Source organism: Ligilactobacillus sp. UO.C109, from assembly GCF_026847815.1.
Lineage (GTDB): Bacteria > Bacillota > Bacilli > Lactobacillales > Lactobacillaceae > Ligilactobacillus > Ligilactobacillus salivarius.
The window spans coordinates 515390-538249 of sequence record NZ_JAPSFH010000027.1 but is presented as its reverse complement, the minus strand read 5'-3'; the positions used below and the strand labels follow the sequence as shown (position 1 = coordinate 538249).

Sequence of the window (22860 nt, the reverse complement as noted above, 5' to 3'; positions counted from 1 at the left end):
AAGGTGGCGATGTATTTGGATAAGGCTGAACGAGTAGAGTTCTATCACTCTAAAGAATGGACAGATTTAAGACAACAAGCGTTGGCTCGTGATAACTATGAATGCCAATGGTGTAAAGATGAAGGTAGAGTATCATCAGGTGTGCTTGAAGTGGATCATATCAAAGACTTGGAACACTATCCAGAGTATGCTTTGGACTTAGATAATCTTAGAACACTATGCAAGGATCATCATAATCAAAGACATAATCGAATGAAATATAGCAGCAAAAAACATAGAAAACCACCAAAATGGGACGATGAACGATGGGATTAATCCCCCCGGGTCAAAAAGTTTGGCCAATTCCGACAAACGGGCGACCGGTGGGATGGGGTTAATTTCCACAAAAAAAGCCGATTTTTTCACGTAAGGGGGGTGGGGATAATTGAAAGATAAAAAAATTACTGCTTTAGTTAAGAAATATCTTATGGAACAAATAGACGTTAGTAACCCAGTTCAAGTTGAGAAAGTTGAACGTTACTGTACTTTAGCTAACGTTTATTACTCTTTAGAAAAGAAAGTTAATTCTAAAAATATTTTAACTGAAATAAAGAATGGTTCGCAGAAGTACATTAAAACTAACCCAGCTGTAAGTGAGATGGCCAAGATTAATGCACAAATGATAAACCTATCTAAAGACATGGGGCTTTCAGCTCCACCACCTGGAGTTAAAGCACTTGCTGAAGCAGGTTATAAAGAAAGTGACCTAATATGAGATATGTTGAAGAATATATCGAACTTTATAAAAGTGGCCAACTTGTTCTTAACGAAGAACGAATTAAATTAATAGATTTAATCGAAAATGATGTCTTAACTCAAGATGTTTATTTTGATGAAGAGAGAATTGAGAAATGTATTAGATTTATTGAGAAATGGTACTTTGAATTGAAACCATTCCAGAAGTTCATTATTGCATTTATTTTTCTGAGACACAGTAATGGGCTTTTGTTCTATGATAATTTCTTATTACTCATGGGACGTGGAGCTGGCAAAAATGGCTTAATATCAGGGGTGGCTAACTTTTTAATTTCTGAATTGAATGGAATACCTGGATATAATGTTTCTGTTGTGGCCAACTCTGAAGAACAGGCTATGACATCTGTAACTGAAGTACATGATGCGATTGAAATGAACCCAAAGCTCCAAAAGGCTTTTAAAAATAACAAAACAGAAATAATCTCATATGCCACAAAGTCTAAATTTGCTTATCGTACATCTAACGGTAACACTAAAGATGGTTTACGTGATGGTGCAGTTATTTTTGATGAAGTTCATCAATATGCAGATAATGCTAATGTTAAAGTTCATGAATCAGGGCTTGGTAAGGTAAAGGACGCCAGAGAGTTTAAGATTGGTTCAGATGGCTATGTTAGAGATGGATATTTGGATAAACAAAAGGAAATTGCTAATCACGTTTTAAATCGTGAAGCACCTGCTGATATGATGTTTCCTTTCATTTGTAAGCTTGATAAAAGAGAAGACGTCAACGATTCTAAAAATTGGGAAAAGGCTAATCCTATGTTTAGCAAACCATTATCTGAATATGGCCAGAGATTATTTGCTAAGGTTAAAAGTGAATATGAGACATTGGTTTATGAACCATCTAAAACAGATGAGTTTATGACTAAGCGAATGAATATGCCAGCTTTAGCTTTGGAACGTTCTGTTGCTCCGTATGATGAGATAAAAGCAACCAATAGAAAATATCCAGTTAAGCTTGATGGTCGTGAATGTATAGCTGCTGTTGACTTTGCATCAATTCGAGATTTTACCGCATGTGGTTTATTATTCAGAAACGGGGAAGATTATCTATTCAAACATCACTCATTTGCACGTAAGGAATTTGTTCAAAAAATGTATAGCTATGGCAGAAAGCAAGATGAGTTTTCTAAAAAAGTAGTAGCTCCGATTGCTGATTGGGAAAAGCGTGGGCTAGTAGATGTTATTAATACTAATACTATTGAACCAAGTACAGTAGTAATGTGGTTTATCCAACAGCGTCAGAAGTACAATATTAAAAAAGTTATCATGGATAATTTTAGAGCTGAGCTACTTAGAAAATACTTTGAAGATGCTGGATTTGAAGTTGAAGTTATTAAAAATCCTAGAGCAATTTCAGCATTATTAGCACCTAGAATTGAAGATGGTTTTGCTAACAATCGTTTTATTTGGGAAGATGATCCAATGATGCGATGGTATACAAATAATGTTGAAGTAAAGATTGATAAGACTGGTAATAAGTCTTATGAAAAGAAAGAACAACACCGCCGTAAAACTGATGGTTTTATGGCTTTTTTGTATTCGTTATATAGAGCAGATGAGATTAGCGATGCAGATATGGATGAAGAGTTAATGCTTTTAGATGGATTAGATTTCTAATTAAGGAGGTGGTTTCTTGGGAATTTTTAGTAATTTATTTGGTACAACAACTGAACCAACATACGCATTAGATGTTGATTGGGACTTTCAAGACGCAAGCACTAGAGCTTATCTTAAGCGAGTTGCTTTAGACGCTGGGGTTAATTTCATTGCACGAAGATTTGCTCAAGCTAAATTCAAGCATTTAAAAAATGGCAAGTTTGTAAATGATGACTCTTTGTATAAGTTGAATACTAGACCTAATCGAAATGAAACAGCCACACAATTTTGGGAACATGTTATCCATAGATTAATCTATGAAGGTGAATGTTTAATCATCGTTAATGATACCAAAGATCTATTAGTGGCTGAGTCATTTGTTCATAATAAATACGCTAATTTAGACGATACTTTTAACGGTGTTTATGTACGTGGATATAGATTTGAACGTACCTATAATATGTCTGATGTAATTTATCTTAATTATCAAAATACAAGACTTGAAAATTATACTAATAGTCTATTTTCTGATTACGGTACTATGCTTGGGCGCATGGTGGATATTCAGATGAGAAACAATCAAATTAGAGGTATTTTGAAGTCTAACTTAACTTCTGGTACTCAAGACAAACGTCAGAAGGAATTGCAAAACTACCTTGATAAGATTTTTAATTCATTTAAAAACAGAGATGTAGCGGTAGTTCCATTAACTAACGGTTTTGAATATCAAGAAATTGGTGGAACTAAGTCCAATACTCAACAACAGTTTGAACAAATTAAGCAACTTAGAAAAGACGCTATTGCTACTGTTGCTGACATTTTAGGAATTCCAGAAAACCTATTGTTTGAAACACCAACAGAAATTAGTGGATTGGAAGATTCGTTTAACAATGGAACACTACAATTCTTTTATCAATTGATTTTGGATGAAATTAATTCAAAGCTAGTAAGCAATTATGCTAATGAAGAATATCAAATTGTCGGTAAAAACAAAAAAGATATCTTTAGTCTAGCTGAACCAATTGACAAATTAGTTGCAAGTGGTGCAGTCACAAGAAATGAAATTCGTGAATTATTAGGGTTAGAAAGATCTGATGACCCTGATTTAGATGAGTTTTATATTACTAAGAACTACTCGAAAGGAGGTGAAACAGATGAAAATTGATGCACGAGGATTAATTGTTGATAATAGCGATAAATGGATCTATGACACTTTTGGAATGGATTGCATTGTTCCAGCAGATTTCGATAACGCTATTGAAAGTGGTGAAGACCTAGAAATTGATATTAATTCAAATGGTGGATCTGTAAACGCAGGATCTGAAATCTACACAAAGCTTAGAGCGTATAAAGGCAAAGTAACAATTAATATTACTGGTTTAGCTGCAAGTTCCGCATCGGTTATAGCGATGGCGGGCGACCAAGTAAATATTAGTCCAGTTGGTAGAATTATGATTCATAATACTACAAGTGGTGGAGTTGGCGATTATCATGATATGAATAAAATATCCGAGATCTTACAGAAAGCCAATGAATCTTTAGCTAACGCTTATGAAAGTAAAACAGGAATATCTAGAGATGAAATTCTAGATATGATGGATAAAGAAACCTGGCTTACAGCTGATAGAGCAGTTGAATTAGGATTTGCCGACTCTATAATGAGCGGTAAAAATCAAGAGCCTGAATTAGTAGCAAGCTTGGGTTCGCCATTGCCTAAAGCTGTTATTGCTAAGTTCAAAGATTTAATGGATGAAAATGAAGGGTTAAAAAAGCATGCAAGTGTAGTCAAATTAAATATTGATGAAACAATGCTTAGAAACGCTTTAGATGACGCAATTAAAAAATATCAAGAAAGTTCTGAACCTAAAAATCAAGGTTTTAGAGCTTTTTTATTTTAGGAGGAAAAGTTAATGCCTATTAATTTAAATCAATTAACAAATTTTAAAGAACAACAAAAATTATATGCAAAGGCTGTTAGTGATGGTGTTCCAGCTGAAGATCAAGAAAAAGCCTTTGAAAATATGATGAACGCATTCTCAACAGACGCTGTGAACTACATTGATAATGCAGTTAATGAACGTATGAAAGGCTTAGATGCTGCCAAAGCTGATGACATGAATGAAACTGAACGTAAATTCTTCAATGAATTAGCAGCAGGTAATTTCTCACATAAAGAATCTGAGGAAGTAGTTTTCCCAGAAACTACAATCGATAAAATCTTTGAAGATTTAAAGAAAGATCATGCTTTCTTAAATTTAATTGGATTACAAAATACAGGTTTACGCCTTAAATTCTTGAAATCAGACGCTAAAGGAGCTGCTCAATGGGGTAAGATTTCTGGAAATATTCAAGGACAACTTACAGCAACATTCAGCGATGAAGATGCAAAGCAATCTAAGCTAACAGCATTTGTTGCTGTTCCTAACGATGTATTGGAATATGGTGCTGCATGGATTAAGACATTTGTTACTACACAAATTCAAGAAGCATTTGCTGCAGCTTTAGAATCTGCATTCTTAACAGGCGATGGCAATAATAAACCTATTGGATTAAACCGCCAAGTTCAAAAGGGCGTTTCTGTTTCTGGTGGTGTATATCCTGAAAAAACATCTTCTGGTACATTGACTTTTGCTGATAATAAAACAGGTATTAAAGAGCTTGCTAAAGTTGTAAAAGATTTATCTAAAAAGGAAAATGGTGAAGTTTTTGTAGCTCGTGGGAAAGTTGTATTAGCTGTTCAACCTGGTGCATCAATTGATATTGAAGCTGCTAATACAATGCAAAATGTCAATGGACAATACGTATACGCTTTACCTTATGGTATTACAACTGTTGAATCTGAATATGTTCCAGAAAATAAAGTAATTGCATTTATTCCAGAACGTTATGATGCATACACAGCAGGAGATATTGTCATTAAACAATTTGACCAAACTCTAGCTTTAGAAGATGGAACATTATACACAGCTAAGCGTTTTGTTTACGGTAAGGCACAAGATGACAATGCTGCTAAAGTGTATGACTTAAAAGTAACTACTACAGCAACAACAGGCGGAAAAGACTAATAGTCAGTAGGTGATTTAATGACAGCAACTTTAGACGATGTGAAGGCACATCTACACATTTTTCATAGTGTAGAAGATGATTATTTAACAAAATTGTTAAAGCAATCTCAAGCTGCAATTACACGTATGACAGGAATTGATACGGGCGATGAGTACGATGAACTGGTACTTAATCGAGTTCGGTATGCTTACAACGATAGCTTAGATGAATTCGAAGAACGTTATCAATCTGTCCTATTAGGTTTGTCTACTCAACTATTAGCATATGATGAAGGTGAGAGCGATGAAACAGAAGTATAGCTTTGGTGATTTCAGAATACCAGTAACTTTCTTTGGCGCTAGTGAAATTGATAGTCCAGAGCCAAATGCAACAGGACAAACTGAAGTTTATTCAGCTTTATGTTTCGCTTACTCACCATCTGCTAAGGACTATACCGTTTTGAATTCTGCTGGAGTAAAGCAAGGGGTAACAATTGTTATGCCTGACACTAGGGGACAGTTTATCCCAGATGTTTCTATGACAGTAACTATTAGTGATTATCGTTATCGTGGAATTGAATGGAATGTTTTAGAAGTTCGCCCAGATTTCGATGATGATCGCTTTGTAACAATTGTACTGGGGGCGGTTCAATGAGCGGTAATTTTACTATTACTGGTGTTGATGAAGTAATAAGCAAGTTAGAGAATAAATTCTCTAGTCGTAAGTTAGACCAAATTGAACGACAAGCTTTAAAAATGGGAGCAACCTATGCCAAATACCAACTTAAGTATGCAGTTGAGTCATATAGAGATACTGGTGCAACAGTTAGAGAAGTAACTGCTGGCAAGCCTAGAAAAAAAGCTGGCCATCTAAGCGTAAAAGTTGGATGGGAAGGCGGTAAATCTCGTTGGCGCTTAGTCCATCTTAATGAGTGGGGATATACACGTAATGGTAGAACCTACTCACCTAGAGGACTTGGGGTTGTGCAAAAAGCATTTTCAGGTATGAAAGATGAAATCAAGAATACTCAAGTTGAGTATCTGAAAAGGATGGTGGATTTATGAAAGACGCTTTGTCTGAGATTTACTCTTCGTTTTTAAAAGAGACAGTTATCGAAAAGGCAACGTTAGATGGTAAGAAACATCATATCTATTACTATCAGGAGCCAGACGGTGCTTTACCACAGACATTTATCCTTATCAGACCTTATAAACCGCCTGAGAGTTCAATTAGTATATCTGATAAATCAGCTCAGCAAGAAATAACAGTGCAAATTGATGTTCAGTCTACTATTCGCATGATGTGTAAAGAATTGCAATCAAAGGTAGAAGAAGTACTCAAACCACTTGGATATACTCGCATTAACGGGCAAGGATTAGATGAGTATTTTGATGAGACTAAACATTATGTAGACGCACGAAGATATAAATTAAAAACTAAATTATATGAAACGGGGTATTAAATTATGTATGTAGGTTTTGAACGTGTACGAATTCAACCACTTAATTTTGATGGAACAAAGATGACAGCAGCAGGCAATCAACTTGTTATTGAAGGTAAAACTGATGCTGGTGGTGTTGTACAAGCTGAAATTTCTGGAATTTCCAAAGAAGCTAAAGTAACATCAGCATCTAACGTTGCTTACTATATCAGTCGCAAGGGTGTAGATGCACCTAAAGTTGAATTTGAATTATTAGATGTTCCACAAAAAGTAGAAACAGTTATTTTAGGACGTAAGGAAACAACTAATGGTGTTCAATTAACAGGTAAAGACACTGAAGCACCATATTGTGCAATCACTCTTGAATCTAGCGATGCAAAAGGAAATACTGCTTTAGTTGGATTCTTTTATGGTGTATTTTCAAAAGATGGAGACACAATGAAGACTCTTGAAGTTGGTTCTGACTTTGAACCTGAAAATGAAAAATATACTTTTACAGCTAGTGCTAATCCTTTAAGTGATGAAACATTTGGTGGCCAATACATGGCTAAATATGCAGGTGCTGAAGAAGCTGCAATTAAAGAAATTAATCAAAAAGTTCTTTTAGTTAGTGAAGGATAGAAATTTGTTAAAGAGATTAGGCGGAAATAACATTCGCTAATCTCTTTATTTTTTTAGGAGGAAACAACGATGATTGAGTTACAAATCAAAGACGCTCAAGGTAAAGATAAGGTAATAACACAAAACTGGGTGTCTACTCGTACCATGCTTGATTACTTAGATGTATTAGGTAAGAAATACAAGACACAAGCTGAATACGTTAGAGCAACAGCTGAGATTATAGCTAAAACTATGGGAATTACTTCAGATGAAATTTTAGATGGAGTCAGTGGCCCAGGATATGACCTTTTTGTTCAAAGTTTCAATAATCAAATAATGGGTATTACTGACCCGGAAACCTTAGCGGAGATGAACTAACTCCGCTACAAGCTAAAGAATACATTTGGGATTTTATCAGAAGCCTAGTACAATCCTATAAATTTTCTATAAATGATGTACTAGATACTGATTTCAATGCTTTGGTTAAGGTTGTATCTAAACCTAAGCAAAAGAAAAAGGTACATTCGCTATTTGAATTTATCGAGAAAGGAGGAGATTAAATGGCAGATGAAGAAGTATTAGGTAAAGTTGCGATTGAGATGGATTTAAAAGACTCTAAATTCAAGAGCCAATTATCTGGTACAAAGCAAGCTATTAAGAATACGATGTCTGAAATGCGGTCAAATATGGCAGTTATGAATGCAGCTGGAAGTAAATATGACGCTTTAGCTGCTAAACAAAGAGGACTAAATCGTGTTTTAGAAGCTCAAACTAATCATATGAAAGCTTTGCAGAAACAATATCAAGGATCCATTACTAAGTCTGGCGAATGGACTAGAGCAACAGCTAGATATGCACAACAATATAATGATGCACGTGGTAAGGTTGCTGCATTAAATCAGCAACTTATTCAGAATGCTAAAGCGATGGCAATAGCTAGAACTGAAACCACTGGATTTACTGGTAAATTAAATTCAATGGGGAAAGCTGCAAGTTCAGCAGGCGAAAAACTCACATCATTTGGTAAAGGTGCTACTGCTAAAATAACAGCTCCGTTAGCTGCAGGCTTTGCCTATGCTACAAAGTCAGCAGTAGACTTCAATTCTCAAATTCAAGCAATTGGGCCATTACTTACAAACGGTAAAGCTGTTACAAGCAAATATAGAGCAGAACTTCAGCAGATGTCCCAAGCATCAATGGACTGGTCAAAACAATATGGAATTTCTACAAGTTCTATAAATGAAGGTATGGCCGAAATGGTTCGTAGAGGTTATAGTGCTGAACAAACATTAGGTGCGATGCCTAGTGTCCTAAATGCTGCTAAAGCATCTGGCGACGACTTTAATACAGTTATGCATACGTCAACATCTGTATTGGAACAATTTGGACTACAATCTAAGTCAACTGCTGGAATGCTGAAAAATACCAATCGTGTTACTGATACCCTTACTTTGATTGCAAATAAAACTGCTGCAGGTTTTGCAGATTTAGGGGAAGCGATGACTTATGTAGGCCCAACAGCTCATGCTACTAACATGTCCTTAGAACAGACTGCTGCAGTATTAGGTATTATGGCTAATCGTGGTATTGAAGGCTCAGTTGCTGGTACTGCTTTACGTAGTGCATTAACTCGTATGATTAAACCATCTAAACAAAATGCTCAAGGATTTAAAGAGATGGGGATTAATATTGCTGATTTCAAGAAAGGTACTCTGACCTTGCCAGGTATCATTGATAAAATTAAGAAAAATACAAAAGGCTGGACAGACGAGCAACGTTCATCAGCAATTGCAATGGCTTTTGGTACTGAAGCTCAAGCTGGTATGAATGCTTTAATCTCAGCTGGTGGCGATGAACTTAGAAAGTATACTAAAGAAGCACAAAACGCATCAGGTACTACATCTAAGATTGCAGATCAATTAAACAATACTGATGCTAATAAAATGGCTAGATTTAAAGAGTCTGTTCACGTATTATCTATTGAAATTGGTCAAAAACTATTACCTGCCTTAACTCCAGTTATCGATAAAGCATCTGAATGGATTGAAAGTTTCTCTAATATGGGCGATGGAATGCAGAAGTTCATCATTTATTCAGCTTTAGCAACTGCAGCGGTAGGGCCTTTGGCTTTAACTTTAGGAACGTTGTTAAAGTCAATAGGTAGTATAGCTACTGGAACAGTTAAAATAACTGGTTTCTTTAGAGCATGGAAAGCAGGAGCTGCAGCAACTTCAGCGGTAAATGCTGCTATGGACGCTGGTGCAGTAAGTGCTACAGGTTTGGGGACTGCAGTAAGTGGTGCTGGTAGTGCTTTTTCACTATTAAATCCTTATGTTTTAGGTACTGTTGCAGCTATTGGTTTAGGCGTAGCAGCATATGAATTATTTGGGAAAAAGTTAATTCAATCATCTGAAAGGACTGCTCGCTGGGGGTCAGATGTTGGTGCTACTGCTGATAAAGCTTTAAGTAGTATGCAGAACTCTACTCAACAAATTTCTGATTCCTTATCAAGCATGGAAGAAGCATCTAGAACAAGTACTGCTAATATGTCTGCAAACTTTTCAAGAGAGTTAGGCACTATCTCTAAAACGGTTCAAACTCGAAAGAAAGAGATTGAAGATGGATTAAAGGGACTAGATGAAGATGTTCAGAAGTCTGTTTTATCAGCTGCTCAAAAAGAGCAAGATAGATTGAACAAGAACTTGCAAGACGCTCAAAAAAATGAAGAGCAAGCTCAGAACATCTTGAAGAATCATGGTAATAAGGTATCTCAATTAACAGCTGAACAGCGTGCGATGTTGCAAAACTATAATTTGCAAATGCAAGAAGACGAGTTAAATGCTTTGAAAATTACTGGCTCTAAGCGTAAAACAATCATGGCTGCATTGAATAATGATGTTAAGAACATGACAACTGCTCAAAGGCAAAATGCAGAGAATGAATTAATTGATTATCAACGTAAAGAAGTTAAACATTTTTATGACCAAGCTAAGCAACTTAAGAAAGCTTATGGTGCAAACTCAGCAGAATATAAAGCTGGATATAAGGAACTAAGTAAGAACTTAGATGAATCCAGTGCTAAAACTGCTGCAGCATATATTAAAATGGCCAAAGCTAACCATGAAAGCACTGCAAGCATTAAACAAGATATGCTTGAAGCTGGGCTATCATATAAGAATGGTATGGCTGAGTTACGTAGACAAGCTAAGTCAGCTGGTGAAAGTACAGGTATTATTGTTAAAGAAACAAACGGTATGTCCAAATCCATGAAAAATGCTGCTAAGATGTGGAATAATTTAGTCTTTGATAGCAAAACTGGAGAAGTTCGCACGAATGCTCAAGAAGAGATTAATAAAGCTGTAAAGTCATCTAAAAAATGGAATCAGATTAAACTGCTTTTAAAAGAAGGTAAGTTAAGCACAAATGCTAAATCTGAAGTGGCCACAGCTTTAATCTATGCTAAGAAATGGGATAGTCTAACTTGGAAAGAGCAAAAAGCTTTAATTAAAACAGAAGGAACTCAAGACTTCGTTAAGTTACTTGAAGAATCTGGTGAATGGGTTGACTTAAGTTTAGATGTTAAAAATGCAATTATTCATGCTGATGGCAAGAAAGATATTGTGGATGCAATTTTCCAAATGAATTATTGGAATAAACTTACACCAAAAGAACAAGATATGATTATTCATGATAAAGCCTCTAAAAAGGCGATGGAACTTTTAGAAAAGATTCATGAATGGAACAATCTTGATATGAAGACTCAAGAAGCTGTTGTAAATGGGGATAATAAAGTAATTGTTGATCTACTGATGAGACTTGGTCAATGGAACTCTTTAACTCTGAAACAACAACTAGCATATATTGAGGATAAGGGTGCTAAAGAGTTTTACAAATTATTCCACGATACAAAAGAATGGAATAACCTTACTATTGAGCAGAAAGAAGCCATTGTGAATGCTCATGGTAATCAAGAATTGATTCAATCGTTACAAAGTGCAAATCTTTGGAATAGTTTAAGTCTTAAGCAATTAGAAGCTATTTTCGGTGTAAAAGGTAAGGAAGATTTAAATGACGCTTTACTTAAAGCTGGAGAATGGGACTCTTTATCAATGCAAGAAAAATTAGCACAGATTGTTTCTAAAGGTGGCCAAGAACTATATACCACATTGTTGGATATGGGAAGATGGAATTCACAACCAGTTGAAGTTAAAGAAGCAATAGTAAATGCTAAAGGTAATGACCAACTGCAACAAGTAATGACAGACTACAATTTATGGGCTGGATTACCTATCTCATCTTTAAAGGAAATCATTGCTGAAGATAAAGCTAGTGGAAACTTAAAACTAGCTAGAGAAGCGGTAGAAGCATGGTCAAAAGCTAATCCTGGGGAAGCAAAGCAAGCTAAAGCCTTAGATCTTGCATCATTGCAAATGAATATGGCCAAAACTAGTGTTGATAGATATCGTATTACTGGAACTGGTGGAACTAAGACAGCATTAGGTGTTAACTATGCATCACAAGCCTTTGATAGTGCTAAAGGTAGTGTTGATAATTATCGAAAGGCTAGTCCAGGCGCTCCAAAGAATGCGATGGGTTATGACCAAGCTAGTGGTGCTTTTAATCGAGCTACTGCAGGTACTAGAACATGGAAAGGCACATCAGCTGGTGGTGCTAAAACTGCTAAAGCCATTGATAATGCCAGTGGGCCAGCTAATGCAGCTACAAGTAGTGTTAGAAATTTCTCTAGTCAGAAAGATCACACAGTTACGTTAACAACCATATTCAAGAGCATTACAAAGAAGATTTTTAAAAATGCGAAAGGTACTAACTATCACCCTGGTGGAACGATGATGGTTAATGATCAGAAAGGTAGAACATTTAGGGAATTAGTTCAGTTGCCAACTGGTGAGTCATTTATTCCACAAGGACGAAATGTTGTGTTTGATGCTCCACGTGGGACTAAAGTCTTAAGAGCATCAGAAACTGCTAAAAAGTTTCCAGGCTTAAAGCAATATGCAAAAGGTACTATTGCAAAACCTACATTGAACTCAAGCATGCAAGTATTCCAAGCAAGTACAAGTGTTCAAGACAATGCATCTAATATCATTGTTGCTAACTCTACAGATACCAGTGTTTTAGAGAAACAGATGAACCAAATGATAGGATTATTAACTGCAATTCTATCTAAGGAACAGTCGGTAAGTTTGAATGGCCAAAGCATTGGTAAATTTGTAGATAATTATCAATCTAAGAGTATATCTCTAGAAGAACGGGGTGTTTATAGTGGAACTTAGATCTGTAAAGATAGATGGAGTAGATTCTAACAAAGCCTATAAGTTAGCTATTTCGAATGCGATGATTGGTTATCCAGACAAAACTAAAACTAGAATTAGAATTCCAAACTCTAATATCTACTATGATTACGATAAAGTATTTGGTGATTTGTATGAAGAGCGTACTTTAGAATATGATTTCTTGGTAATGATGCCGAATGCTTTATCAGAAGAAGATATGGAATATATCAAGTCACAAGTTATTAATTGGTTAACACCAGGTGTAGAACATAGAATTGAAGATTCTGCTATTCCATTTTATTACTTTATTGGCGAAATCAGTTCAGCTCCAGAGTGGTCACAAGATAATGGCTATGGCACGCTAAAAGTCAAAATTAATTGCTATCCTTACAAGATTTCAGTTGATGATATGGCTGATGATTTATGGGACTCATTTGACTTTAACAACGATGTGGCTCAATTCTTAGAGTTTGAAGTCACTAAGGAAACAACTGAAAGGATATATAATGCTAGTTCAACTGCTGTATCACCTAAGTTGATCGTAACTGGCAATGTAACGGTTGAATCACGTGGTGAAAAGGTCACTCTAAATGCTGGAACATATACAGAAACCGAAATTAAGTTAAATGTCGGTTGGAATGATGTTAAGTTATCTGGCAATGGTACAATCAAGTTTTCGTTTCATAAGGAAGTGTTGTAAGTGTATTTAGTAAAGATTAGGAATGGCGATGAAACTACCGTCATTCATGGGACTAAGAATAATACTTTGGGCGATGCTAAGGTATCCATGACAGTTAGTGCTGCATCATCTTTTACGTTTATAATTTATCCAAACAATACTGGGTATTTTAAATTAAGAGAATGGACTACTTATATTGATGTTACTCAATCAGGTAAATACATCTTTCGTGGGCGAGTAATCGTAGTAAATCCTAAACACAACGAAGATGGAACATTCTACAAAGAAATAACATGCGAGTCAGCTATGGCTTATCTAAACGACTCTATTTTGAGTTGGGAAAAAGTAGATAAGAAACCAGCTGACTTTTTTGTTGAATTAATCAATGAACATAACAAGCAAGTAGTAGATGCTGAGAAGCAATTTAAGATTGCTGAAAATTCAGTTACTAACAATACTAATAATCTGTATTGTTATGTTGAAGATGGAATTAGTATTCTCGAAGAAATGAAGAATGATCTTCTGCAAAATGAAGATTTAGGTGGAGAGATTTCAATTGATTATCGAGAAGACGGGAACTACATATCCTGGACTAGAGATAAAAAGGCTAAAGGTCAGCAAGTAATAAAGTTGGCCAAGAATTTGAAGACCTTATCTGCCAAACCAGACATTTCCAAAATTTGCTCAGTGCTATATCCATTTGGCGCTACTAAAGAAGTTCCAATTGACCAAAAGAATGATGAGAAAACTAATGAAGTTTCAACGCCACGAATTAATATATCTAGCGTCAATAATGGTAAAAACTACATTGAAGACCCTGAGTTGATTAAAGCAATTGGAAGAGTATCTAATACTAAGACTTGGGAAAACATCAAGGAACCTAGAAATCTTCTGGCCAAAGCTCAAGAGTATCTTAAGACTATGCGAAACTATCGTGTAGCTTATGAGTTAGACGCAGTAGATTTACAACCGTTGGGGCTTGCTGTTGACTCATTTGAATGTGGTAACTATTATCACGTAATCAATCCAGTAATCAATATAGATGAGTGGTTACGCTTGGTTGGTGTAACAATCAATTTAAACAAGCCACTAGAGTCAACATTAACTGTTGGCGACCAAGTCAAACGTTTAGTTGATTACAGCATGGATAATATCCAAACTGAACGTAATTTAAGACGCTTAGCAGCAGAACAACAGATTTTAAAACATCAAAATAACATGTTGATTGATGAAAACAATCAGCTCAAGCAGACAATCATCAAACTTTGGAATGATATCTTATCAAAACAAGAGTCTAACGACAGTAGCGGTTCAGCTTGGAACTGGCCATTTAAACCGCCAGCCACAATTCGCTTTGATGGCGCTCAACTTTTTGGTGTTAATCCAGGTGGCGAGTTTAGACCTAATGGCTTTCATGATGGTTTGGACTTTGGCTCAGTAAACTGGCCAGGATCAGAAGTTAAGGCTATCCACGATGGAACAGTTACTCTAAAAGGCGCTATGGACGGACTAGGAAACTATTTTGTCACTAACGGCGATGGTTTTAATATCGTGTATCAAGAAGCTTTTGGTTCAGCTAGTGATATTAGAGTTAACATTGGCGATCATGTAAAAGTTGGCGATGTTGTAGGAATTAGAACAACTGACCATTTGCACGTTGGCGTTACTAAGCACGACTTTAATGCTGCATTAGGTTCAGCATTTAGCAACAACGGAACTTGGCTAGATCCTAAAAAGTTGATTGAAGATGGATTAAAAAATAATATGGGAACAACACAACCAATTAATGGCGACTGGGGGCCAGTTATTCGGAATGCTGCCGCTAAGATGAAAGTTAACATAAGTGACAATGACGTTAATCGTATTAAAGCATTAATTGCTAATGAATCTGGTGGAAATCAGACTGTAACGCAACAAGTTTGGGATCAGAACATGGCAGCAGGCACACCAGCGCAAGGACTATTGCAATATGTTCCTAGTACATTCAATGCATATGCAGTTGATGGTCATAGAAACATTAAAAGTGGTTTTGACCAACTGTTAGCATTCTTTAACAACTCGACATGGTCAAGTGATATTAGCTTGCACGGTTGGGGGCCAAATGGTTCTAAACGTTTCGATAAGATACCAGCTTAGAAAGGAGAAACAAAATGATTAAATTAGATAGTTTAACACTCATTTTTGCAATGGGGGGGGGTAGCTAAACAACCGAAATTTAAAGTAAATGGAGGTTGTGATAGCTCATAGTCACGTTAGAGTGGTTATGTTTTCAACCTCCAAAATAAGGAGGAAGATTAATGGATAATCCATATAGAGATGAAACTCCAATGACAGGAGATTATATATCAAATGATATCAGAACAATTGCTGAAGCGATTAGACATAAAAAGTATGGTATGGCTACACGTGACGCAATGGCTCAATCACTAGAAAAAATGGGGCTATTATCTATGCAAAGTGTTAAAGATCCTAATAGTGTAGCTAGACAAGCGTATGACGTAGCTTACAACGCTGATAGTAGGTCAATAGCTAATTCATCTAGAATTGATAACATTGTAACACCGCCTAAAAACGATAGCTCAATAGAAGTTACTGATGCAAGGGTTGGTGCAACAAGTTTAGGTGGAGTAACGTATCATAATTTAGGAAATTCTATTAGAGGACAGATTGATACATTAAATGGAAAAGTTGTTAGTGCTGACACGATTAAACTAAACGCTTTAAATATAAAGCCATATGCTAGTTATGGGAAAGAGGTTTACGCTTATGATACGTCATCTAAGAAACCACTTTTACGTGAAAAAGCTGATACTATCTCAGTTGATATGAGTGTATCTGAAATGCCAGCTAGAATTAGTTTTAAAGCATCGAATGCCACTCAAAAGATAATTTTTTATAAGGTAAATTCGAAAGCCACTAATATTTCTAATTCAAATGAAACTACTTTTCAACAAAGTTATGGATTGTACGAGTGTCACAATGGATACTTTACAATTAAGACTGACTCATTTGCACTAAATGGCTTTGATAGAGTTGCTTTTACATTAGATATTATGTATCAAGAAGTATTAGATGTTAGTGCTGATGTTGACGGAAAAACATTACTAGATTGGTACAAGGAAACTGGGTCATCTTATAATGTATCTCTATCAATGTTTAGTAATTTTGGAGTATTAGGTGATAGCTATTCTGTAGGAACTTTATATAGAGATGGCACATGGAAATCTGTATTTAAATTACAGTGGCCACAATTAATTGCACGCAAATGGGGAATTACCGCCAAAACATTTAGCAAAGGTGGAATAAGTACTAGAACATGGCTGACTGATGATGTTGGGCTTAAAGCCTTAAAGAGTTCAGATGTTCAAGATTTATACTGTATCTGTTTAGGGATAAACGATGCTGCTATTCTTTCAAAAGAATCTAGTTATTTAGGAACTACTGATAATATTGGAGACAATAGTGACACGTTTTATGGCAATTATTCCAGGATAGTATCAGAAGTTAAGGCTAAAGCTCCACACAGCAAAATTATATGTTTCGGTTTATCTCAAACTGTAGAGTATTATCCACAAATTACGAATGCAATTAGGAATATAGCTAAGGTTTATAATGTTCCTTTTGTCGATTTATTAAGTAACGATTTCTTTAAATCGAATTGGTATAATTCTATGCTTGGCGGTCATCCAGTAGGCCCAGTATATGGCGGTATGGCTACAGCTTATGAGAGTTTAATTCAAAATGCAATTCAAGATAATTCAGATTATTTCGCCGATTATGCATTCTATTAATCATTAATTGAAAACATAACCACACGATAAAGGAGGTAGATAATAAACAGAAAGGAAAATCTGAAATGACAGTTGAATATAGAGACGAAACACCGTTTAAAGGCGATAATCATACACCGACAGAATTGGCAAATGCTATTCGTACTAAGAAATATGGTAAGGATATACGTGAACCTATAGCACAACTTGCTGATAAGTTGTCAAATGCAGTTTTAGGACAAAATGTCGGTAACGTTGTAGCAACGCCTACCAAAGTTTTTGACAATTTAGCGGAGTTACAGAAAACTTATCCTAATGGTGCTGATGGTGTGATGGTAACTGTGGATAATGGGCACAAGTATTTTTGGCAAGATAATCAATGGAAAGATTTTGGAGTTTATCAGAGCCAAGGATCTAAAATTATTAAATCTAGTGATGTTTTTCAATCAAACATAAATTATGACAATATATCTGTCTGGAATCATGCTACTTTTACTATTAACAGTGATGGATCTATTACTATTGACGATAGTGAAACATACCCTAATAGAGGGATAATTTTCTCTCCAGAAAATATCACTAAGTATTTTAACATCAAAATTGTAACTCAAAGCTTAGAACCTAGTTCAACTATTGATTTTTGGAAATACAATCCTAATAGTTCTAATGGTTTAGGTAATAAGATTAGTGATGTGACTAAAGATACAAATAACTCACAGATGTTATCAATACCATCTGACGCTGACAGAGTTATGTTAGCTGTACATGGTAGAGGAACTTTAAAAATCAAAGTATCCGCTAATGATGATGGGATAGTTACTGTTGATGAGTATTCTAATTTATTAAAAAATCTAACAGATGTAAATAACTTAGTTGATAGTGAAGTTAAAGGTATTGAATTTCCTTTAAATACAATCGGAACGTTTACAAATACCACAATAACTAATAATGGTAGCGAAATAATTGCTAACGTAAACGGTAATAATGGTGGCTTTTTAACTAGATACTTTACGGCTAACAGCGAGAGAGTACAAATTCACGTTGACGGGGAATTCACTCAAAAGGGTATTACATTTCAAATTAATTATGTCGATACCACATCTGGTAAAAGTAAATATTTTAAAGTAGCTAACATTAGTGGCGGTAAAATGAAAGATTTAACCTTTGACGCCTCAAGTTTGATAATTTATCAACATGCAGATCCAGATAAATTCAGATTACTAATTCAATCAAACATTGATAGTGCTGAGAATAATGATCCAGTCGGAAAAATTACATTGAGAAGTTTATCGATCTATAATCCTAATTCAGAAGGAGTCAATAATTCTTTACTTTACAATTATAAACTTAAGAAAACTTTATCTAATGTTATAGCTAAACTTGATGAATTTGGCAGTGATATTTCAGAACTTAAAACATTAAGCAGTAATTCTTATGTAACTTTACCAGATGGAACCAAAGGAAGAATTATCTATGCTAACGGGCAATTAACAGTGAAAAATAGTATTTATAAAAAAATTCTGCTACTTGGTAATTCGTTATTGTTAGGTTTGTCTACAGATGGATCACATGGAGCACCATTTGGATTAACAGCATCAAATCCAACTGAAGATTGGGCTTATCTACTAACTCAAAAATTGCAAGCTAAATATAGTAGTTCGGTAACTGTAAACAAGTTGCATGACGCAGTTTTTGAGCAATCAGAAAGTGATGATAATTCACAAGACTATATTAATAACAATTTTTCAAAAACTGAGAAAAATAATGACTTAGTCATTATCCAAATTGGCGATAACGTCAATTCAGACTTAAGGCGAACAACCTTTAAGGCTAATTTTGAGAAATTAATTAATGCAGTTAGAGATGCTAATCCAACCGCTGACATTCTAATAGCTGGTGTCTGGTTTGATGGAGCAGGATTACAGAATTGGTTGCTAGACTTTGCTAATAATCATAACTGTATGTTTGCACCATTACACGACCTATATAATGGAGAGACTATAGCTAAAGTTGGAGATACGATTACATTTGCTGACGGAACGCAAATGGCAGTATACGAGGCAATTAAGACACATCCAGGAGATAAAGGACACGCTTTAATTGCTGATAGAATCTATTCAACTTTATATCCAAAGTAATTATTTAAACTTAGCGGTGGGTGGGAGGAAAACAGGAGATGATAGAGATTTTATTTCATGAACAACTATATAGCCATACAATAGAGATGATTGATAATCCAATTATTGTTGCTTTTGTATGGCTAGTACTAACAGATGTTTTGACGGGAATTATTAAAGGTCAAAAAGCAAAACATACACCAGATATGACTAATAGCACAAAAGGATGGTATGGTATTGCCAAGCACATTTTGACAGTGTACTTGGTACTATCAATCTATCCTTTTTTTATTTCAATCGATTTAAACTACTTTGCACAGCTGATAACTATTGCTTGGGGTTACCAGTATTTAGTTTCTATTTTAGAGAATCTACAAGCTATGCATATTAATGTAGTTTGGATACGCCGTATTGTTGATAGTGTGGCTAAAAGATATTTGGCCAAAGCTCAAGATGATTATAATCCTGCTGATTTTGATAAATTTACAGGAAAGTACAAAGGACACAAGGAGGACAAGTAAAATGGTTATGTACACAGTAGACGTTTACTCAGGGTCAGATGATTATATTATTCGTGATCCACACGCTCAAGGGGTTATCGTTAAAGCTACTCAAGGCACAGGATACGTTAATCCTAAATGTAACCACCAATGGGACTTGGCTGGAGAACTTGGTAAAAAGCGTGGTTTGTATCATTACGCTGGCGGTGGGAACCCAGTAGCAGAAGCACAATATTTTATCAATAATATCAAGAACTATGTAGGTCAAGGTATGTTAGTGATTGACTGGGAAGGTTACCAGAATCCAGCATTTGGCAATACTAACTGGGTTCGTCAATTCGTAGATGAAGTACACCGCCTAACTGGTGTATGGTGTGTAATTTACGTTTCAGAATCTGCATTATGGCAAGTAGCCAACTGTGCAAAAGATTGTGCGGTTTGGGTAGCCAAGTATGCATCCATGAACTGGAACTCTTGGACGGTGCCTAACATGAATGTGTCTAGTGGGGCTTTTAGCTCAATTGCTGGTTGGCAATATACTGGTGGCGACATGGACCGTTCAATCTGGTATTTGGATACAAATGCTTGGGATAAGTTTGCTAAACCTGGGAATGTAAATATTAAAACTGAAACATCTAAACCAGTTCCATCACCTAGCCAAAATAGTGCTAAGTATGACTCATGGACTGATGACTTAGGTGTAAAGTGGTACAAAGAAGATGGTGAGTTCACTATCACCGTAGATGAAGGTATTGTCTTACGTTGGGGAGCCACAACTAAGTCTGCTAAGATTGGTGTTCTGCCAAAGGGTTCAGTCGTTAAGTATGATGCATTCTGCCACTCTGGTGGATATGTGTGGATTAGACAACCTAGAGGCAACGGACAATATGGGTACTTGCCAACTGGTGAAAGTTCTGGGGGTAAGCGTACAAGTATCTGGGGTAAATTTGAATAAACAATAAAGCTCATCCAATCCTTTTAAGGACTAGATGAGCTTATTTTTATAGCAAAAAAAGCAGAAGTTGGGTTACTTGCCACCACATCTGCTTTTCTGAGTCTGAATTAATTCTAAAGATTAATGCTTCCGTCTGTAGCGGTTCTTAATCTTAGAACTAATCAGATCTATAATTACTCCAGAAAGAATGGCTAGTCCAAACTGAAGTAAATCATGTAAAAACGTAAACAAGGAAGTTACCCTCCCTTCTGTGAGATATTAAGGCGGCTAGCCTTACTCACAAGGAATATCTTACATGTTAAGCAATTTTAAAGCAATAAAAAATATTGACAAACTATATAAATAAAGATAACATGAGAGTGTAGACAAGGAGGTTTTACCTCTTTTCATATAGAGATTGGCTATCTCTAGTTTTTGCGGTTGGCTACCGTACTATCATTTGTTTTACTCCTTTCTGTTCTTCCAACAGAAAGGTTTTTTTATTATTCTTAGAAAACATAAGACACCTTGTTTCTACTATTATATAAGTAGAGGCAAGGTGTCTTTTTTGATATAATATTTATGAGGAAAGTAACATTTATTTTACCTAGGATCTATCGATAAAAAATGGTAGCAAAATGGTAGCAAAAAAATGGTAATTTTTAATTAATATAGTAATAGTATAAAATATATAAAGTACAGACTAATATTGGTATATATACATTTAAATAACCTTTAAGTTATAGAAAAATATCATGTGTAATTACGTGCATTACACGGTAAAGCAGCTCGTATTCCAGAACGTCGCCGTGGCTAAAAACGTTAGAAACCTTGCTGTTGCAGGGTTTCTTTTTTTATACCCTTTAATAACGAATGATAAAATTATTAAAAAATAAGCCGAAGGGGGCAATTTTGGGGCAAACTATAAAAAATTAAGCTTGCTCTGAGTTGTTGCTCCTTTTATTTTCTGTGATGAAATATAATGTTGAAAGTTTATTACTGTATAAATAAAATTGAAAATATCAGTAATAAAATTACTAAGATTGACATTTACAATCTTCTAAAAGAAAAAACTGGCGAACCAAAAAAATTCGGTTCGCCAGTTTTTTAAGTCAATTATTTAGCTAAACGAGCAGCCATACGTGACTTATCACGAGCAGCTTTGTTTGCTTTAATTAAACCTTTAGATTGTGCTTTGTCGATAGCAGAAACTGCTTCGTTGAAAAGTTGTTCAACGTTGTCAGCACCAGCAGTTTTAGCTTTTTCAAATTTCTTAACAGCAGTACGCATCTTACTTAATTGAGATGAGTTCTTTGCATTAGCTTTTTCAGTTGTTTTAACACGTTTAATAGCAGATTTGATAATTGGCATGAATTTTTCACCTCCGATTTATAGCTTCTAATAAAGACAAGCTAATTTTTCAACATTTATCATTATACAAGAGCGTTCAAAACAATGCAATAAAAAAATACGTAGATGTCAAGAAAAATTCCTTGACATGCTAATATAATAAATAATTTTTTAGAAGATAGCTTGTAAGTATTGCATTTTTAATAAATATCTTGTAAACTATTCTAGTATGTTGAATACAAATATGACCTTTTTACTGAGTTTGGCGGGTCACCGTCGTCTTATCTCGGATTAAGGCAACTATTATGAAAGGTGGGAAATACATTGGCTATTTCACAAGAAAAGAAAAACGAAATTATGAAGAAGTATGCTCGTCATGAAGGAGATACAGGTTCCGCAGAAGTACAAATTGCAGTTTTAACAGCTGATATTAACGAATTGAACGATCATATCAAAGCTCACAAGAAGGATTATGCTTCTTACCGTGGTTTGATGAAGAAGATTGGTCATCGTCGTAACCTTTTAGCATACTTACGTAACACAGATGTACAACGTTACCGTGAACTTGTTAAGAGTTTAGGCTTACGTCGTTAATTTTTGAAAGTAATTGCATACTCTATAGAGCTAGTAGTTTTATACTAGCTCTTTTTTTTATACGTCACAATATATAAAGTATGCTATAATTAACTATTAGAATATTAAAGAACGAATGAAAATTGGAGTGAGATTTTAT

Annotated in this window: 21 protein-coding genes; 20 read left to right on the top strand and 1 reads right to left on the bottom strand. The window is 35.2% G+C overall.

The window, feature by feature from the left end; genetic code table 11:
* Positions 1-15: 15 nt before the first annotated feature.
* From OZJ21_RS06835 to OZJ21_RS06740, 19 genes are all read left to right on the top strand, one after another.
* Positions 16-315, top strand: a complete 300-nt coding sequence (locus OZJ21_RS06835) for an HNH endonuclease (RefSeq protein WP_405076863.1) — start codon at positions 16-18, stop codon at positions 313-315.
* A gap of 109 nt (positions 316-424) precedes the next feature.
* Positions 425-754, top strand: coding sequence for a P27 family phage terminase small subunit (locus OZJ21_RS06830; RefSeq protein WP_225438794.1), 330 nt, complete (start codon positions 425-427; stop codon positions 752-754).
* A complete protein-coding gene (locus tag OZJ21_RS06825) occupies positions 751-2418 on the top strand; it encodes a terminase TerL endonuclease subunit (RefSeq protein ID WP_268857602.1) in 1668 nt (555 codons plus the stop codon). Before OZJ21_RS06830 ends, OZJ21_RS06825 begins: the two co-directional genes overlap by 4 nt.
* Positions 2419-2434: 16 nt before the next feature.
* On the top strand, positions 2435-3562 hold the full coding sequence (locus OZJ21_RS06820) for a phage portal protein (protein WP_268857601.1): 1128 nt from the start codon (positions 2435-2437) through the stop codon (positions 3560-3562).
* Positions 3552-4295, top strand: coding sequence for a head maturation protease, ClpP-related (locus tag OZJ21_RS06815; protein WP_268857600.1), 744 nt, complete (start codon positions 3552-3554; stop codon positions 4293-4295). The genes OZJ21_RS06820 and OZJ21_RS06815 overlap by 11 nt, the downstream gene beginning before the upstream one ends.
* Before the next feature lie 12 nt (positions 4296-4307).
* Entirely contained in the window at positions 4308-5462 is a 1155-nt protein-coding gene (locus tag OZJ21_RS06810) for a phage major capsid protein (protein ID WP_268857599.1), read from the top strand.
* A gap of 18 nt (positions 5463-5480) precedes the next feature.
* Positions 5481-5762: a head-tail connector protein gene (locus OZJ21_RS06805; RefSeq protein ID WP_099459837.1), complete on the top strand. Its 282-nt coding sequence runs from the start codon at positions 5481-5483 to the stop codon at positions 5760-5762.
* Complete coding sequence (locus OZJ21_RS06800; protein ID WP_241690394.1) at positions 5746-6096, top strand: hypothetical protein; 351 nt, start codon at positions 5746-5748, stop codon at positions 6094-6096. Before OZJ21_RS06805 ends, OZJ21_RS06800 begins: the two co-directional genes overlap by 17 nt.
* Positions 6093-6506: an HK97-gp10 family putative phage morphogenesis protein gene (locus OZJ21_RS06795; RefSeq protein ID WP_099459839.1), complete on the top strand. Its 414-nt coding sequence runs from the start codon at positions 6093-6095 to the stop codon at positions 6504-6506. Before OZJ21_RS06800 ends, OZJ21_RS06795 begins: the two co-directional genes overlap by 4 nt.
* A complete protein-coding gene (locus OZJ21_RS06790) occupies positions 6503-6904 on the top strand; it encodes a hypothetical protein (RefSeq protein WP_268857598.1) in 402 nt (133 codons plus the stop codon). Before OZJ21_RS06795 ends, OZJ21_RS06790 begins: the two co-directional genes overlap by 4 nt.
* Before the next feature lie 3 nt (positions 6905-6907).
* Positions 6908-7504, top strand: coding sequence for a major tail protein (locus tag OZJ21_RS06785; RefSeq protein WP_268857597.1), 597 nt, complete (start codon positions 6908-6910; stop codon positions 7502-7504).
* 69 nt (positions 7505-7573) lie between these two features.
* Complete coding sequence (gene gpG, locus OZJ21_RS06780) at positions 7574-7861, top strand: phage tail assembly chaperone G (protein WP_081530445.1); 288 nt, start codon at positions 7574-7576, stop codon at positions 7859-7861.
* A gap of 182 nt (positions 7862-8043) precedes the next feature.
* Positions 8044-12777, top strand: a complete 4734-nt coding sequence (locus OZJ21_RS06775; RefSeq protein ID WP_268857596.1) for a phage tail tape measure protein — start codon at positions 8044-8046, stop codon at positions 12775-12777.
* Positions 12767-13477, top strand: a complete 711-nt coding sequence (locus OZJ21_RS06770; RefSeq protein WP_268857595.1) for a hypothetical protein — start codon at positions 12767-12769, stop codon at positions 13475-13477. Before OZJ21_RS06775 ends, OZJ21_RS06770 begins: the two co-directional genes overlap by 11 nt.
* Positions 13478-15592, top strand: a complete 2115-nt coding sequence (locus OZJ21_RS09780) for a phage tail protein (protein ID WP_328284333.1) — start codon at positions 13478-13480, stop codon at positions 15590-15592.
* Positions 15593-15753: 161 nt separating this feature from the next.
* Complete coding sequence (locus OZJ21_RS06755) at positions 15754-17247, top strand: SGNH/GDSL hydrolase family protein (RefSeq protein WP_268857594.1); 1494 nt, start codon at positions 15754-15756, stop codon at positions 17245-17247.
* A 65-nt stretch (positions 17248-17312) separates the two neighbouring features.
* On the top strand, positions 17313-19364 hold the full coding sequence (locus OZJ21_RS06750) for an SGNH/GDSL hydrolase family protein (protein WP_268857593.1): 2052 nt from the start codon (positions 17313-17315) through the stop codon (positions 19362-19364).
* 38 nt (positions 19365-19402) lie between these two features.
* On the top strand, positions 19403-19864 hold the full coding sequence (locus OZJ21_RS06745; RefSeq protein ID WP_268857592.1) for a phage holin family protein: 462 nt from the start codon (positions 19403-19405) through the stop codon (positions 19862-19864).
* A 1-nt stretch (position 19865) separates the two neighbouring features.
* Positions 19866-20798, top strand: coding sequence for a GH25 family lysozyme (locus tag OZJ21_RS06740; RefSeq protein WP_268857591.1), 933 nt, complete (start codon positions 19866-19868; stop codon positions 20796-20798).
* Between the two features lie 1095 nt (positions 20799-21893).
* Here the strand turns inward: OZJ21_RS06740 and rpsT are convergent.
* The gene (gene rpsT, locus OZJ21_RS06735) at positions 21894-22148 is read right to left on the bottom strand and encodes a 30S ribosomal protein S20 (RefSeq protein ID WP_003699999.1); all 255 of its coding nucleotides are present in this window, start codon (positions 22146-22148) and stop codon (positions 21894-21896) included.
* A gap of 303 nt (positions 22149-22451) precedes the next feature.
* On the opposite strand from rpsT, the gene rpsO reads away from it, so the two are divergent.
* On the top strand, positions 22452-22721 hold the full coding sequence (gene rpsO, locus OZJ21_RS06730; RefSeq protein ID WP_003701713.1) for a 30S ribosomal protein S15: 270 nt from the start codon (positions 22452-22454) through the stop codon (positions 22719-22721).
* The last annotated feature ends 139 nt before the right edge of the window (positions 22722-22860 follow it).

Excerpts from the sequence above, each read along its gene's own strand:
- OZJ21_RS06825 (WP_268857602.1), top strand. The coding sequence starts at position 751 with ATGAGATATGTTGAAGAATATATCGAACTTTATAAAAGTGGCCAACTT.
- OZJ21_RS06815 (WP_268857600.1), top strand. The coding sequence starts at position 3,552 with ATGAAAATTGATGCACGAGGATTAATTGTTGATAATAGCGATAAATGG.
- OZJ21_RS06810 (WP_268857599.1), top strand. The coding sequence starts at position 4,308 with ATGCCTATTAATTTAAATCAATTAACAAATTTTAAAGAACAACAAAAA.
- OZJ21_RS06805 (WP_099459837.1), top strand. The coding sequence starts at position 5,481 with ATGACAGCAACTTTAGACGATGTGAAGGCACATCTACACATTTTTCAT.
- OZJ21_RS06800 (WP_241690394.1), top strand. The coding sequence starts at position 5,746 with ATGAAACAGAAGTATAGCTTTGGTGATTTCAGAATACCAGTAACTTTC.
- OZJ21_RS06795 (WP_099459839.1), top strand. The coding sequence starts at position 6,093 with ATGAGCGGTAATTTTACTATTACTGGTGTTGATGAAGTAATAAGCAAG.
- OZJ21_RS06790 (WP_268857598.1), top strand. The coding sequence starts at position 6,503 with ATGAAAGACGCTTTGTCTGAGATTTACTCTTCGTTTTTAAAAGAGACA.
- OZJ21_RS06785 (WP_268857597.1), top strand. The coding sequence starts at position 6,908 with ATGTATGTAGGTTTTGAACGTGTACGAATTCAACCACTTAATTTTGAT.
- gpG (WP_081530445.1), top strand. The coding sequence starts at position 7,574 with ATGATTGAGTTACAAATCAAAGACGCTCAAGGTAAAGATAAGGTAATA.
- OZJ21_RS06775 (WP_268857596.1), top strand. The coding sequence starts at position 8,044 with ATGGCAGATGAAGAAGTATTAGGTAAAGTTGCGATTGAGATGGATTTA.
- OZJ21_RS06755 (WP_268857594.1), top strand. The coding sequence starts at position 15,754 with ATGGATAATCCATATAGAGATGAAACTCCAATGACAGGAGATTATATA.
- OZJ21_RS06750 (WP_268857593.1), top strand. The coding sequence starts at position 17,313 with ATGACAGTTGAATATAGAGACGAAACACCGTTTAAAGGCGATAATCAT.
- OZJ21_RS06745 (WP_268857592.1), top strand. The coding sequence starts at position 19,403 with ATGATAGAGATTTTATTTCATGAACAACTATATAGCCATACAATAGAG.
- OZJ21_RS06740 (WP_268857591.1), top strand. The coding sequence starts at position 19,866 with ATGGTTATGTACACAGTAGACGTTTACTCAGGGTCAGATGATTATATT.
- rpsT (WP_003699999.1), bottom strand. The coding sequence starts at position 22,148 with ATGCCAATTATCAAATCTGCTATTAAACGTGTTAAAACAACTGAAAAA.